We start from the raw sequence: 14,686 nt of genomic DNA, 5'->3' as shown, positions 1-14,686 counted from the left end.
GCTATGACTGCTCTATTGATTTCCAACATTCTGCTCTGGTGCTTACTGATCGCCCTGGCTCTGGTGGTGTTTGGCCTGATCCGTCAGATCGGTGTTCTGCACGCTCGTATCGCCCCCGCCGGCGCTCTTATGGTGGACAAAGGCGTGGCGGTGAATCAGCCCGCGCCCCAGGTTACCGCCGAGGATCTATTGGGGCGTCCGGTGAACTTCGGTTACGCCAACGATCGCACTCAGCTGCTGTTCTTCCTGTCGCCGACTTGCCCGATCTGCAAATCCCTGTTGCCGGCGCTGCGTGCCATCGACAAGGCCCGCGACGATCTGGACGTGGTGTACATCAGCGACGGTGAGCCGGAACAGCAGCAAAAACTGATCAAGGAATTCGGGCTGGAAGGCGCGCGCTACGTGGTCAGCCCGCAGGTGGGCATGACCTATCAGATCGGCAAACTGCCCTACGCGGTGATGATCGATCGTCAGGGCGTGCTCAAGGCCAAAGGGCTGGTGAACTCGCGGGAACACCTGGACAGCCTGTTCGAAACCGAGCACCTGGGCGCGGCCACCCTGCAGGAATACCTCAACAAGCCCTCCCCTTCCATGCATACGCCGTCCTGAGCCAGGAGTCCGACCATGAAATTTCTCGACCGTTTTTTCGAACGCTCCAGCCGGCATGTGGCCAGCACCACGTCGCGGCGAAATTTTCTTTCCAAGCTTGGTTCCCTGATGGTGGTGGGCACCGCCATGCCGGTGCTGTTGCCCATCGACCGCACCGCCAAGGCGCTGGCCGCGGAGTCGCCATCCGCCGGTGACCCCGGCGATCCCAACAGCTGCGACTACTGGCGTTACTGCTCCGTGGACGGCTTTCTGTGCAGTTGCTGCGGCGGCTCGGTGACCAGTTGCCCGCCGGGCACGGAAGTCTCCCAGGTCACCTGGATCGGCACCTGCCGCAACCCAGCGGACGGCCTGGACTACATCATCTCCTACAACGATTGCTGCGGTAAGCACAGCTGCGGCCAGTGCGCCTGCACCCGTAACGACAGCGAGGAACCGATGTACCGGCCGTTCAACAACAACGACATCAACTGGTGCCTGGGCGCCAAGGCCAACGTCTACAACTGCACCGTCGCCGTGATTCGCGGCGTGGCCAGCGCCTGAGCCCGGCATGAAGCCGTTGCCGCCACTGTTGCTGATCCTTGCCTGCCTGGCCACCCCGGCCGGGCACGCCCGGGCGTTTCCCGACCCTGGGCAGAAACCGGCACCGGGTAATGAACAACCGCAGGTGCCACTATCCCAGGCCGGCTATCGCCCGGAGGTGAACTATCAGTTGCAATGCGCGGGCTGCCATCTGCCCCAGGGGCAAGGCGCGCCCGCCAACGACGTTCCCAACATGATCGGCTTTGTCGGCAACTTTCTGCGCGTACCGGGGGGAAAGGAATTTCTGGTGCGCGTACCCGGCGTGGCCCAGGCAGCGCTGAACGACGAACAGCTGGCGGCGCTGCTGAACTGGATCCTGCGCCGCGACGGTATCGCTGGTGACAGCACGCCGGCCGACGCCCAACCCTATAGCGCCGATGACGTGGCGGCGATTCGCCACCGGATGATGGACAACATTCCCGGCACCCGGGCCGGGCTGATCCGTGCCATGCGCGACCAGGGTATCGACATCAACGACGGCATGCCCGCCTCCACACCTTAACAACAGAGGACATTCATCATGCGCGTCACTCATGCCTCTCTTGCCGGCGGCTCTCTCCTGCTGCTGGCCACCGGCACACATGCGTTGGAGCTGACCAACAACGATCATACTACTTTGAATTTCGATGTTTCCGGCACCGCCGCCTGGCTGCACAGTCAGGAAAACTACGACCAGGCCGGCACTCTCGATGAGGGTAGCGTCACCTGGCAGGAAGCCGCGGTGAAATATGGCATCAGCGGTGAACACCGACTGACCCGGGATCAGCGCGTCACCGGCGCCCTGCGCTGGACCACCACCGGCACCTGGGGCGATGGTGACGCCGCCGGCTTCTCCGACGGCAGCGAGCGCACCACCAAACTGGAGGACGCTTTCCTGACCTGGCACTCCGGCGCCCTGTTTCCCGCCCTCGGCAAAGATGGTCTGGCGGTGTCCGCCGGCCGGCAGAGGGTGGTCGTCGGCGACGGCTTTCTGATCACCAGTGATTCGCTGAACTTCGGCAAGGGCATCGCCGACGGCGCGCTGAACCGTGGCGGTGCTTACTATCTCGCCGGCCGCAGCGCCATCGATAAAACCGCGATCATCAGCCTGGGCGGCGAACAAGGCTGGCGCGGTGACGTCATGTGGCTACAATCCGACAACCCGGCCCAGGCCAAACCGGAACTCAACGTTGGCGTTCTGGAGCATGTGAACGACAAAGGCACCGTGGGCCTCACCTACGTCAAGGTCACCGATCTCGACGATGAATTCGCCTTCCTCTATCCGCAACGGGATGACATGGAAACCGTCAGCCTGCGTGCCAAGGGCAACGCCGGGGTGAAGAACCTGTTCCTGGCCGCGGAATACGCCTGGCAGGATCAGGACCAGGGCGATGAGAACGCCTGGTACGCGGAACTGGGCTGGACCTTCAGCGAGCTGCCCTGGCAACCCAGCGTGAACTATCGCTTCAGCCGCTTCTCCACCGGCTACGATCCCTTGTTATACGGCAACGGCCGCGCCCTCGGCACCTGGTTCCAGGGTGAAGTGGCGGCCAACTACGCCGGCCCGTTCAACACCAATACACGGGTCCATCATCTGGACGCGACAGTGACGCCAAAAGAAAACCTGTCGCTCGGTTTGCTGGCCTACGACTTCACCACTCTGGACCGGGACGCCGGAGCGGACACCAGTGCCCGGGAATACGACCTCTATCTGGAATGGGCGGTGAACGATCATCTCGCCCTGATTCCGGTCATCGGTCTGTACCAACCGGACCGCGCCGCCGCCGATGGCGGCACACAATTAGGCAATGACGATCGCAACCTGTACAGCCAACTGATCGTCGCCTTTTCGTTTTAATGCAATGAGGACTGGACCATGAGCGACATCGCTTTATTACCCGAGGTGCGGGCATTCCTGCAGCAGGGTCATGATTGTTTCATCAACGGCGAATATGGCCGGGCCAGCGGTCCGGCCCACCCGGTGGTGAACCCCGCCACCGGCGAAACCTTCGCGGAGGTACGGGAAGCGGATCCGGCGCAAACAGATGCCGCGGTGAACGCCGCCCACCACGCCTTTCACGGCACCTGGCGGGACATGGCGCCGCTGCAACGCGGCGCCATCCTTAACCGGCTCGCCGACCTGATCGATCAGCACGGGGAAGAGCTGGCGCAGTTGGAAACACTGTGCTCCGGCAAGACCATTCAGTTGTCCCGGGCCTTCGAGGTGGGACAAAGCAGCCATTTCCTTCGCTATTACGCCGGCTGGGCCGGCAAGATCAACGGCGAGACGCTGACACCGTCACTGCCTTCCATGCAGGGCGAACGCTACACCGCCTTCACGTTACGCGAACCGGTCGGCGTGGTGGCCGGTATCGTGCCGTGGAATTTCTCGTTGATGATCGCCATCTGGAAAATCGCCTCGGCGCTGATTTGCGGCTGTACCGTGGTGATCAAGCCCAGCGAGTTCACCCCCTTCACCCTGCTGCGTTTGGCCGGGTTGGCAAAGGAAGCCGGCCTGCCCGACGGCGTTCTCAACGTGGTCTGCGGCACCGGCGCCTGCGGCCAGGCGCTGATCGAGCACGAAAAGATCAGCAAGGTCTCGTTCACCGGTTCCATGAACACCGGCCGTAAGGTTGGCGCCCAGGCCATGCAGGCCAACCTGACCCGTGCCACTCTGGAGCTGGGCGGCAAGAACGCCGCCGGCTTTCTCGCTGATATCGACACCCAAAAAGCAGTGGCCGGCGTCATGGAAGCGGCTTATCTGCATCAAGGCCAGGTGTGCGCGGCGGCGGAACGGTTCTACGTGCACCGCTCACGGCTGGATGAAATCGTCGACGGCGTGGCGGCACAGCTGAAGCAGCTCAAAATTGGCTCGCCGCTGGATGAAAGCACCGACTTCGGACCGCTCTCCAACCGCCCGCACTTCGAAAAAGTCAGCCAGTACTTCGCCAGTGCCCCCGATCAGGGTTGCGAGATCGTCCACGGTGGCCGGGCGCTGGACCGCCCTGGCTTCTTTATCGAACCGACCCTGGCGGTGGCGGATCGTCGCGATGCCACTTTGCTGCAAGAGGAAGTGTTCGGCCCGGTGGCGTGCTTCCTGCCCTTCGATGACGAAGAAGAATTGCTGACCCTCATGAACGACAGTCCCTACGGTTTGACAGCCAGCCTCTGGACCAACGATTTGTCCCGGGCCCTGCGTCTGGTGCCGCGCATCGAAGCGGGCACGGTGTGGGTGAACATGCACACCTTCATCGACCCGGCCGTGCCATTCGGTGGCATTAAGGGCTCCGGCATCGGCCGGGAGTTCGGCAGCGCCTTCATCGAGGATTACACCGAACTGAAGTCGGTGACGGTACGGTATTAAAGGCACGATCGCAGAATAACAGGCATGGGGAGCTCCATCGGGGGCACGGGGCTGTACGAAGGACATCCGTGCTCGTCGATTACCTCGAAGCGGAGCCGCGTTACGCCTTTGCGGGATCCTGTCGAACAGGGACGTTCGACCGGAAGCCTACAGGGACGTATTCACGGCGTTCCCGTAAAGGCGTAACGCGGCTCCGCTGTCCACGATGGAGGATAAGGTCGGATCCCGCTAAACCGTGATGAACCCAATAAAAAACCGGCCCAAGGGGCCGGCGCAAGGCAGAACAAAAAAACGTCAGGATCAGGCCGTGGTGGCCGCCTGGCGTTGCCGCGCCACTTCTTCATTGCGCAGCAGGAATCGCTGTATCTTACCACTGGGTGTCTTCGGCAGCGACTCCACGAACTCAATTTCGCGCGGATAAGCATGAGCGGACAAACGCTGGCGAACCGCTTGCTGCAGTTCCTTTGCCAGGTCGTCATCCCCTCGGTAGCCGGCCCCCAACACCACGAACGCTTTCACCAGTTCGGTACGCTCTTCGTCGGGTTTGCCGATCACCGCCGCTTCCACCACCGACGGGTGTTCGATCAGGGCGCTTTCCACGTCGAACGGGCCGACCCGGTAGCCGGAGGTGGTGATCACATCATCGGAACGGCCGACAAAACTGATGCTGCCGTCGTCGTTCAGTTCCACCGTATCGCCGCTCATATAATAGTGTTTCAGCATCGACTTTTGCGGATCGGCGGGATACCCCGGGAACCAGAATAAGGGGGACTGATTGCGATCCACGGCAAGAATCCCCGGCTGTCCCACCGGCAATTCCTCACCCTCTTCGTTGACCACCACCACCCGGTGCCCGGGCACGGCAAAGCCGGCGGCACCGATTCGCACCGGGTGCTCCAGTTCGTGATGGTTGCACAGCACCATGCCCAGCTCGGTCTGGCCGTAATGATCGTGAATGGTGGTGCCCAGTTCCTTGGCGAACCAGCGGATCACCTCCGGCGTCAGCGGCTCACCGGCACTGCTCACCGCCCGCAATTTGCCGCGCAGCGCCTTTACCACGGTGTCACCGCCAGCCATCAACAACCGATAAGCGGTGGGCGAGCCAGCCAAGTTGGTAATGCCGTATTTATTGATCACCCGGCAGGTGCTTTCCACGGTAAAGCCGCCGTCGTAGAAGGTGGTGGGATGGCCAAGGGACAGCGGGCCGGTCACCGCATAGTAAAGCCCGTAAGCCCAGCCGGGATCGGCCAGGTTCCAGAAAGCGTCGTCTTCACGCAAGCCAACCGCGTGTTGCATGTAGCCGGCGAAAGCGACGATGGCCTTGAGCGGTACCGGCACCGCCTTGGGCAAGCCGGTGGTGCCGGAGGTGAACATCATCAGAAAGGGGTCGTCGGCACTGCGCATCACCGGCTCGGCGCCGTCCTGGTGGCTCTCCAGTTCCGCCCAGAAGCTGAAGTCACCCCGGCGGATGCCTCGGCCTTTGTCGCCGCCGACGGTGACCACCAATGGATCACTTTCCAAACCGTCCAGTTTGCCGCGATTATCACCGTCGGTGACCACCACCCGGGTACCCGCGGTTTGCAGCCGGTGGTCGATGGCCTTGGGACCGAAGGCGGTGAACAGCGGCTGGTACACCGCGCCAAGCCGCCAGGTGGCCAGCACCGTGATCAGCAGTTCCACCCGGCGTGGCAGCAAGCCCGCCACGCAATCGCCGGCGCATACGCCCTGGTCGGCGAGAAAGGCGGCGAAACGGGAGGCCTTGTCACGTAATTCGCTGAATGTGTAGGTGGCGCTGTCGCCGTCGGCGCCTTCCCAGAACAGGGCGATCCGTCCCGGCAGGGCATGACGGTCACAGCATTCCACGCAGGCGTTCAGACGCTCCAGGGAGCCGGACAGGGTAGCGCCCGCCTCCTTTTCAAGATCAAACTGCTCCACCGCCTCATTGTACTGGCGCATGGCTCGCTCTCCTTCTTTTAAATATCTCGCGGCCCGGCGGCCAGCCGGGCGCTGTCGTCACAGGCTCGGGAATATCAGGATTCGGTAACGGTGACGCGAACCTCTTCGATGCTGATCTCACGCATACGGAATTTCTGGATCTTGCCGGTCACCGTCATCGGGAAATCGTCCACGAATTTGAAATGCCGGGGAGTCTTGAAATGGGCGATGCGATTCTTGCAGTAGTCACGCAACACCTCGGCGTCGGCCTGTTCCCCGCTTTTCAACTTCACCCAGGCGACGATCTCCTCACCGTACTTGTCGTCGGGGATACCGATCACCTGGACGTCGACCACGGCGGGATGGGTGTACAGAAACTCCTCGATTTCACGGGGATAAATATTCTCGCCACCGCGAATGATCATGTCCTTGCTGCGCCCCACGATGCGGACATAGCCGGCGTCATCCATCACCGCCAGATCTCCGGTGTGCATCCAGCCGTCATCGTCGATGGCACCGGCGGTGGCGTCCGGATTGTTCCAATAGCCCAGCATCACACTGTAGCCCCGGGTGCACAGCTCGCCGATTTCGCCACGTGGCACGGTGTTGCCCTGCTCGTCGACAACCTTGGTTTCCAGGTGCGGCTGCGTGCGGCCAACGGTGGAGACACGGCGCTCCAGCTCATCATCGGCACCGGTTTGCAGTGATACCGGGCTGGTCTCGGTCATGCCATAGGCGATTTGCACCTCCTCCATGTGCATTTCGCTGATCACCCGCCGCATCACTTCAATGGGACAGGTAGCGCCGGCCATGATGCCGGTGCGCAGGGAGGAAAGATCAAATTCCTTGATACGCGGATGCCCCAGCTCGGCGATGAACATGGTGGGCACGCCGTACAGGGCGGTGGCCCGTTCACTGGCCACCGCTTCCAGCGTGGCTTCGGGGTCAAAGCCCGGCGCCGGATAGATCATGGTGCTGCCATGGGTCATGCAACCGAGATTCCCCATCACCATGCCGAAGCAATGATAAAGCGGTACCGGGATCACCAGCCGGTCACGTTCGGTAAAGCCCATGCTCTCGGCCACCATATAGCCGTTATTGAGGATGTTGCGGTGGCTGAGCGTGGCGCCCTTGGGAAAGCCGGTGGTACCGGAGGTGTACTGGATGTTGATCGGGTCATCGGGCTTGAGGCCGGCCTGGCGCTGCTTGAGATCGTCCACCGCCACCGATTCCGACAGCGCACCCAGTTCCCGCCAGCTCATGAAGCCCGCGGGTGGCTGATCGGCGAGGCTGACCACACCACGCAACTCAGGCAAGACTTCGCTGTGCACGTCCCCGGGACGGGACGATGCCAGCTCCGGCACCAGTTCCGTCAACATGCTCTGGTAATCCGAGGTCTTGAAGTTATCGGCGCAGACCAGCCAGCGGCAACCGGATTGCTTTAGCGCGTATTCCAGCTCATTGAGGCGGTAGGCGGGATTGATGTTGACCAGGATGGCACCCATTTTGGCGCTGGCGAACTGGGTAATGCACCATTCGGCGCAGTTTGGCGCCCAGATACCAAGACGATCACCGGGTTGCAGACCAAGGGCCATGAAAGCGCGGGCATAGCGTTCCACTTCCTCGGCCAGTTGATTCCAGGAGTAACGAAGCTGCTGATGACTGGCCACCAGCGCCTCCCGTTCACCGTATGCGGCCACCGTATTGTCAAAGGCATCGCCAATGGTGGAGGTCAGCAGCGTCTTGTCCCGCGGCCCACGGGTATAGGACTCCGTCATGGCAGGCTCCTTGTCGTTCATTGTTGTCGGTATGAGGGGCCCGTCCAGCCCCGCTTTACGCCTTTACGTTAACGTAAAGGTAAACTTGCACGACGTCACTTATACTTAAGTCGTGACTGGCTGTCCACGCTTTTAGTTCCTAAGCACTAGCTTGGGCTTTTCCGTTCGTCCGGAGATGCCGGTAAACTGTTCTTTTCGCCGCCCCCTTCCCTTCCCGGGACCGGGGCGGCCCTGCTTTGAAGGACGGAGCCCCTGCATGAGCAAACCCAAGATCCTGGTAGTAGGAGGCGGTGCCGGCGGCCTGCCGCTGGTCACCCAACTCGGGCGCAAACTGGGCAAGCGCGGCCGCGCCGACATCACCCTGGTCGATACCAGCAACATCCATGTGTGGAAACCGCGCTATCACGAGGTGGCTACTGGCGCCATCGACGCCGACCTGGACGCCGTGGACTACCGCGCCCATGCCCGGCTCAATCATTACCGGTTCGAACCGGGCACCCTGACCCGCGTGGATGCCGCCGCACGGACCGTTACCCTGGCGGCGATGAACGGCCCGGACGGCGAAGAGGTGCTGCCCGAACGGCAACTCGACTACGACTACCTGGTGCTCGCCATCGGCAGCCAGAGCAATGACTTCGGCACTCCCGGCGTGCGCCAGCACTGCCTGTTCATGGATACCCGCACCCAGGCGGAACGCTTTCGCGAGCGCTTCCTGAACACTTGTCTGCACGCCAACTACCGCAATGATCCAGTGTCCGTGGCGATTGTCGGCGGCGGCGCCACCGGCGTGGAACTGGCGGCGGAAATCCATCACGCGGTGGCCATGCTCAAGCTCTACGGCCACGAACACCTGGACCGCAAACAGCTGCGCGTCACCGTGGTCGAGGCGCTGCCGCGGATTCTGCCCGCTCTTAGTGAGCGGGTATCCGCCGCCGCCACCGAACGGCTGCAGGCACTCGGCGTATCGGTCCGTACCGGCGTGATGGTGGCGCAGGCCACCGAGCAGGCGCTGGTCACCAAGGACGGCGAGGAGATCAAGGCCGACCTGATGGTGTGGGCGGCGGGTGTCAAAGGCCCGGATATTTTCGGACAGTTGGAAGGCTTCACCGTCACTCGCGTCAATCAGATCGAGGTGGAACCGAATCTGCTGGCCAAGGGCCACGACAATATCTTCGTCATCGGCGACAGCGCCTTCCTTATACCGGAAGGGGCGGAACGGCCGATTCCGCCGCGCGCGCAATCGGCGCAGCAAATGGCCCACCACACCGCCCGTAATCTGGTTCGGTTGCTCAACAATCAGGAGCAGAAACCCTTCGAGTACAAAGACCACGGTTCACTGGTGTCGCTGTCCAACTACAGTTCCGTTGGCATGCTGATGGGCAATCTGAAGGGCGGCAACTTTTTCGTCGAAGGCTGGCTGGCCCGGATCATGTACGTGGCGTTATACCGCATGCATCAGGCCGCGCTGTATGGCTGGCCACGGACGATCATGCTGCTCACCGCGGGCCGCTTCAGCCGCCTGGTGCGGCCGCGTCTGAAGCTGCATTGACGGCAACGGGCACCGCCCGGCAGCTCCCCACGGACCAGACTACGAAGCCGCTGTAGGAGCTTGCCCTGCAAGCGAATCGTGCTTTCGAGCCCTGGAAATTCGCTTGCAGGGCAAGCTCCTACAGCGGCTTCGTAGCAATTCTGAATACCTGTCTTTAGCGCTATACCAGACCTGACCGTCCTCCTACGAAGAAAAGTGGGCTTTCTTCTCGGCGCGCATAGCGGAACAATAGTCCCATCCTAAATGGCCGCCAGGACGACACAGCATGCAGAAAATCAAGGACATCGTCCTCTACTGGTTCGGTATTCTCAAAGCCTCCGTCGGCTATTGGTTAAGAGGTGATGCCCTGATCCACGCCGGCGCGCTGGCGTTCTTCACGTTGTTCTCCATCGCGCCGGTGGTGATTCTGGCGGTTCAGGTGATCGGGCTGGTGATGAGCACCGATGCCGCCATGCAACAGATCATGAGTCTGCTGGAAGACAATGTCGGTGCCGAAGCCGCCCAGGCGGTAGCGGAAGCGGTGGCGCGTACCCGCATCACCGACGGTGGCCTGTTGCCCACCATCATCGGCGTCGGCGCCATGCTGGTCGGTGCCACCACGGTCTTCGCGCAGATGCAGCGTTCACTCAACAACATCTGGGATATTGCCCCCCGCCCGTCACGCAACACCGTGTTCGCGCTGATCAAGAACCGGCTGCTGTCGCTTACCGTGGTCCTCTCCATCGGTTTCGTGATGATGGTGTCGCTGCTGCTCAGCGTGATCACCCAGGCGCTGATGGTGTTCGCCCAGGAATGGCTGCCCGTGCCCGGCGTATTGATGGTGGCGGTGGAAACCCTGGTATCGATCACCGTGATCACGCTGCTGTTCGCTACCATCTTCAAGGTGTTGCCGGACGCCATCCTGAGTTGGCGCGACGTACTGCTCGGCGCACTGGTCACCGCCTTGCTGTTCATCCTTGGCCGCTTCCTGATCGCGCTGTACCTTTCCCACACCGCCACCGCCTCCACTTATGGCGCCGCCGGTTCCCTGGTGTTGCTGTTGTTGTGGGTGTACTACTCGTCGCTGATTCTGCTGTTCGGCGCCGCCGTCACCCGCGCCCGCGCGGAAGCCCGTAACAGCACCGTCCGCCCGCGCGCCACGGCGGTACGGGTACGGCGCATACTGGAAGATCAATAACCCGGGCCCCGGCCCGCCCCCTGATATCATGGAGAGATTATGCCCCGCCCCTTCTTATTCACCGTGCCGGCTTTGCTGTTCGGTCTTATTGCCGGTGCCCATGCCTTGGAACAGGAAGATTTCCGGGCGTGCCTGGGCGAGCTGGAACAAAAAGCCATCGAGGACGGCATCGATCCGCAGCTGGTCCGTCAGCGGATCCCCGCTCTGACCCTGCAGACCAGAGTGGTCGAGCTGGACCGCAAACAACCGGAATTCACCAGCAGCTTCGCCGACTACTATGGGCGCCGGGTCACTACGCAGCGGATCAAACAAGGCCGGGAGTTACGCCGCCAACACGCCGATCTGCTGGCCAAGGTGGAAGCCGAGTACGGCGTCCCCGCCGCTTACCTGCTGTCGTTCTGGGGACTGGAAACCAACTATGGCGGTTTTTACGGCAACACGCCGGTACTCGACGCACTCGCCACGCTGGCCTGTGAAGGCCGCCGCGGCGCTTTCTTCACCGCCGAGTTGATGAACGCTCTGCGCATCGTCGAGGAAGGCGCCATTACCGTGCCACAAATGGAAGGCTCCTGGGCCGGCGCCATGGGCCATGTCCAATTCATGCCCTCCACCTTTCTCCGTTACGCCGTGGACGGCGACGGTGACGGTCGCCGGGATCTCTGGCACAGCCTGCCGGACGCACTCTCTTCCGCCGCCAATTTCCTCAACGCCCTGGGCTGGCGGACCGGCGAGCGCTGGGGCCGCGAAGTCTGGTTACCGGACCAGTTCGACTATGGCCTGGCCGGCCTCGACGAATCCTGGCCGCTGAGCTACTGGCGCGAACGCAATGTGCGTCTTCCCAACGGCCAGCCACTGCCGGATGCGCCGATGAACGCTTCGCTGTTGCTGCCTTCCGGCGCCCAGGGTCCCGCCTTTCTGGTGTACGAGAACTTCCGCGTGATCATGGGCTGGAATCGCTCCGAAGCCTACGCGCTGGCGGTGGGCCGTCTGGCGGACCGGATCAATGGCGCGGGCGAACTCAGCCGGGCGCCGGTTCCGGCGCCGCGTCTGCACCGGGACCAGGTCAAGGCGTTGCAAGCGCGCTTGAACGCCGACGGCTTCAAGGCCGGCTCCGAAGACGGGCTGCTCGGTCCGGGCACCCGCGCCGCGCTCGGCCGCTTCCAGCAACAACAGGGGCTGCCGGCCGACGGCTTCCCGGACGAAGCCAGTCTCAAGGCGCTGGGCATTCTCAAGGAAAAGGCGGAAGCCAAACCCGGCGGGTCGCCACAGCCGCAGCAAACACCGCAGGAATAGGAGGTCTTTCGTGATTCGTGTGGTGATCGCCCTGCTGATGTTACTGCTGGGTCTGGCCATGGCCGCCGGCGGCGGCTGGCTGGTGTCCCTGAACGGCAGCCCCTATTACCTGATGGCCGGCTCGGTGCTGGTGCTTTGCGCCTTGCTGCTGCTGATGAAACGGCGCAGCGCCCTGGGCCTGTACGCCCTGCTGCTGGTCGGCACCCTCGGTTGGAGCCTGTGGGAGGCAGGACTGGACTGGTGGGCCCTGGCGCCGCGCGGCGCATTGCTGGTGCTGTTTGGTTTGCTGCTGGTGATTCCCGGCGTGACGTCCCCGATCCGGGGCGGGCGCGCGCCCTTGCTGCTGGCGGTCTTGCTGAGCACGGCGGTTGCCGCTGTCGGCTACTATCAGGACCCCCATGATCTGAACGGAGAGCTGCCCGGCCCGGTCAGCCCGGACGCCGGCCACTCCGAGTTGGTACCCAAAGGAGACTGGCACGCCTACGGACGTACCGCCTTGGGCCAGCGGTATTCGCCATTGACGCAAATCACCCCCGACAACGTGACCCGGTTGCGCCGGGCCTGGGTATTCCATACCGGCGATACCGACACCACCACGTTCGAGGCCACGCCGCTGAAAGTGGGCGACACCCTGTACCTGTGCACGCCGCGCCATGAGCTGATCGCGCTGGACGCCACCACCGGCGTGGAACGCTGGCGTTTCGATCCCGACATCGAACCGGAGCTCAATCGCCGGCGCCAGATCTGTCGCGGCGTGGCTTATTTCCCCGGCCATCGTCAGCCACCGCTGGCCACGGTGGAACGCACCAATCCACAGCCGGAGGAAATGCTCGCCGCCACCGGCAGTGAACGGGACAGCCTGATCGATCCGGAAGATCTGCATTGTGAAAAACGGCTGTTCCTGCCCACCGCCGACGCCCGCCTCATCGCGCTCGATGCGGATACCGGTGAACGGTGCGCCCGGTTTGGCGACAACGGCGAAGTAAACCTTTGGAACGGCATGCCCAATCCCGAGCCGCCGCTCTACTATCCATCCTCACCACCGGCGGTCACTGACCAGTTGGTGATCATCGGCGGCCTGATCAGCGACAACGTTTCCGTCTCCCAGCCCTCCGGTGTCATCCGCGCCTACGATGTGGACGACGGCCGGCTGGTGTGGAACTGGGACCCCGGCAACCCGGAACGGACCGAACCGCTACCGGAGGGCGAAACCTACAGCGCCAGCAGTCCCAACAGTTGGTCGGTGGCCAGCGTCGACGAAGCTCTGGGCATGGTCTATCTGCCCATGGGCAATCACACTCCGGATCAATGGGGGGAACAGCGCGACCCCGATGCCGAACGCTTCAGTTCCTCGGTGGTGGCGCTGGATCTGGCCACCGGCAAGGTGCGCTGGGTGTTTCAGACCGTGCGCCACGATCTCTGGGACATGGATGTACCGGCACAGCCCAGCCTGCTGGACCTGGACACCCCCCAGGGCCGCGTGCCGGTGCTGGTGCAACCGACCAAGCAGGGCGACGTCTATGTGCTCGACCGCCGCACCGGCGATCCGGTGCTGCCGGTGCGCGAACAGCCGGCGCCGGCCAGTCTCGGTTATCAGACCGTGGCCACCAGCCAGCCCAGCTCCGCCCTCAACTTCAATCCACCGCCGTTGCGTGAGCAAGACATGTGGGGCGCCACGCCGGTGGATCAATTATTTTGCCGCATCCGCTTTCGCCAGCTTCAGTACCAAGGCCGTTATACACCACCTTCGGAACAAGGAAGCCTGATTTACCCGGGAAACTTCGGCGTATTCAATTGGGGCGCCCTGGCGGTGGATCCGGTCCGCCAGGTGGCGTTCACCTCGCCCTCCTATCTCGCCTACGTCTCCACTCTGGTTCCCAGAAAAGACGACCATAGCCGCCATGTTTCCTCACGGGGGCCCGGCGCCAACGAAAACTATGGCGCCCCCTATGCGGTGAAGATGAAACCGTTCCTGTCGCCACTGGGCCTGCCCTGCCAGCAACCGCCCTGGGGTTACGTGGCCGGCGCCGATCTGCGTACCGGCGAAGTGGTATGGCGTCATCGCAACGGCACCATCGGCTACCCGTCACCGATCGCGTTGCCGGTGACGATCGGCGTGCCGGATATCGGCGGACCGATCATCACCGCCGGCGGCGTGGCGTTCATGAGCGGCGGCCTGGACAACCACGTGCGCGCCTACGACCTCACCAGCGGGCGCACGCTGTGGGAAGACCGCCTGCCCGTCGGCGGCCATGCCACACCGATGACCTATCTGGACGACACCGGCCGGCAGATACTGCTGGTGGTGGCTGGCGGCCACAGCGCCATCGGTACCCGGGGCCGGAGCCGTGATGCCGTGATCGCTTATGTGCTGGATGACGCGCCAGCGGAAAACGACGCCGATCCAGTTCGCTGAGCGAGCG

General features: G+C 62.9%; 11 protein-coding genes. 9 read left to right on the top strand and 2 right to left on the bottom strand.

The genetic code is table 11. The features are described from left to right. Positions 1-3 precede the first annotated feature (3 nt). From mauD to B5T_RS02590, 5 genes are read left to right on the top strand one after another with little or no spacing between them, the layout of a single operon-like run. Positions 4-609: a methylamine dehydrogenase accessory protein MauD gene (gene mauD, locus B5T_RS02610; protein WP_014992900.1), complete on the top strand. Its 606-nt coding sequence runs from the start codon at positions 4-6 to the stop codon at positions 607-609. 15 nt (positions 610-624) lie between these two features. Then, positions 625-1,149, top strand: a complete 525-nt coding sequence (locus B5T_RS02605) for a methylamine dehydrogenase light chain (protein WP_014992899.1) — start codon at positions 625-627, stop codon at positions 1,147-1,149. Positions 1,150-1,156: 7 nt separating this feature from the next. Continuing rightward, the gene (locus B5T_RS02600) at positions 1,157-1,690 is read left to right on the top strand and encodes a cytochrome c family protein (RefSeq protein ID WP_014992898.1); all 534 of its coding nucleotides are present in this window, start codon (positions 1,157-1,159) and stop codon (positions 1,688-1,690) included. Positions 1,691-1,708: 18 nt separating this feature from the next. Then, a complete protein-coding gene (locus tag B5T_RS02595) occupies positions 1,709-3,025 on the top strand; it encodes an alginate export family protein (protein ID WP_014992897.1) in 1,317 nt (438 codons plus the stop codon). Between the two features lie 18 nt (positions 3,026-3,043). After that, complete coding sequence (locus tag B5T_RS02590) at positions 3,044-4,531, top strand: aldehyde dehydrogenase family protein (RefSeq protein WP_014992896.1); 1,488 nt, start codon at positions 3,044-3,046, stop codon at positions 4,529-4,531. Positions 4,532-4,831: 300 nt separating this feature from the next. Here B5T_RS02590 and B5T_RS02585 read toward each other — a convergent pair whose 3' ends face one another. Both B5T_RS02585 and B5T_RS02580 read right to left on the bottom strand, forming a co-directional pair. Next, a complete protein-coding gene (locus tag B5T_RS02585) occupies positions 4,832-6,487 on the bottom strand; it encodes an AMP-binding protein (protein ID WP_014992895.1) in 1,656 nt (551 codons plus the stop codon). A 74-nt stretch (positions 6,488-6,561) separates the two neighbouring features. Continuing rightward, the gene (locus tag B5T_RS02580; protein WP_014992894.1) at positions 6,562-8,244 is read right to left on the bottom strand and encodes an AMP-binding protein; all 1,683 of its coding nucleotides are present in this window, start codon (positions 8,242-8,244) and stop codon (positions 6,562-6,564) included. A gap of 256 nt (positions 8,245-8,500) precedes the next feature. On the opposite strand from B5T_RS02580, the gene B5T_RS02575 reads away from it, so the two are divergent. The 4 genes from B5T_RS02575 (at position 8,501) to B5T_RS02560 (ending at position 14,679) form a co-directional block, all read left to right on the top strand. Continuing rightward, entirely contained in the window at positions 8,501-9,793 is a 1,293-nt protein-coding gene (locus tag B5T_RS02575; protein ID WP_014992893.1) for an NAD(P)/FAD-dependent oxidoreductase, read from the top strand. 265 nt (positions 9,794-10,058) lie between these two features. Then, on the top strand, positions 10,059-10,970 hold the full coding sequence (locus tag B5T_RS02570; RefSeq protein WP_014992892.1) for a YihY/virulence factor BrkB family protein: 912 nt from the start codon (positions 10,059-10,061) through the stop codon (positions 10,968-10,970). 39 nt (positions 10,971-11,009) lie between these two features. Then, entirely contained in the window at positions 11,010-12,263 is a 1,254-nt protein-coding gene (locus B5T_RS02565; RefSeq protein WP_014992891.1) for a lytic murein transglycosylase, read from the top strand. Between the two features lie 10 nt (positions 12,264-12,273). After that, entirely contained in the window at positions 12,274-14,679 is a 2,406-nt protein-coding gene (locus B5T_RS02560; protein WP_014992890.1) for a membrane-bound PQQ-dependent dehydrogenase, glucose/quinate/shikimate family, read from the top strand. Positions 14,680-14,686: the final 7 nt, after the last annotated feature.

Source organism: Alloalcanivorax dieselolei B5, assembly GCF_000300005.1.
Classification (GTDB): Bacteria; Pseudomonadota; Gammaproteobacteria; order Pseudomonadales; family Alcanivoracaceae; genus Alloalcanivorax; species Alloalcanivorax dieselolei.
This window is presented reverse-complemented; position numbering and strand designations above follow the sequence as displayed.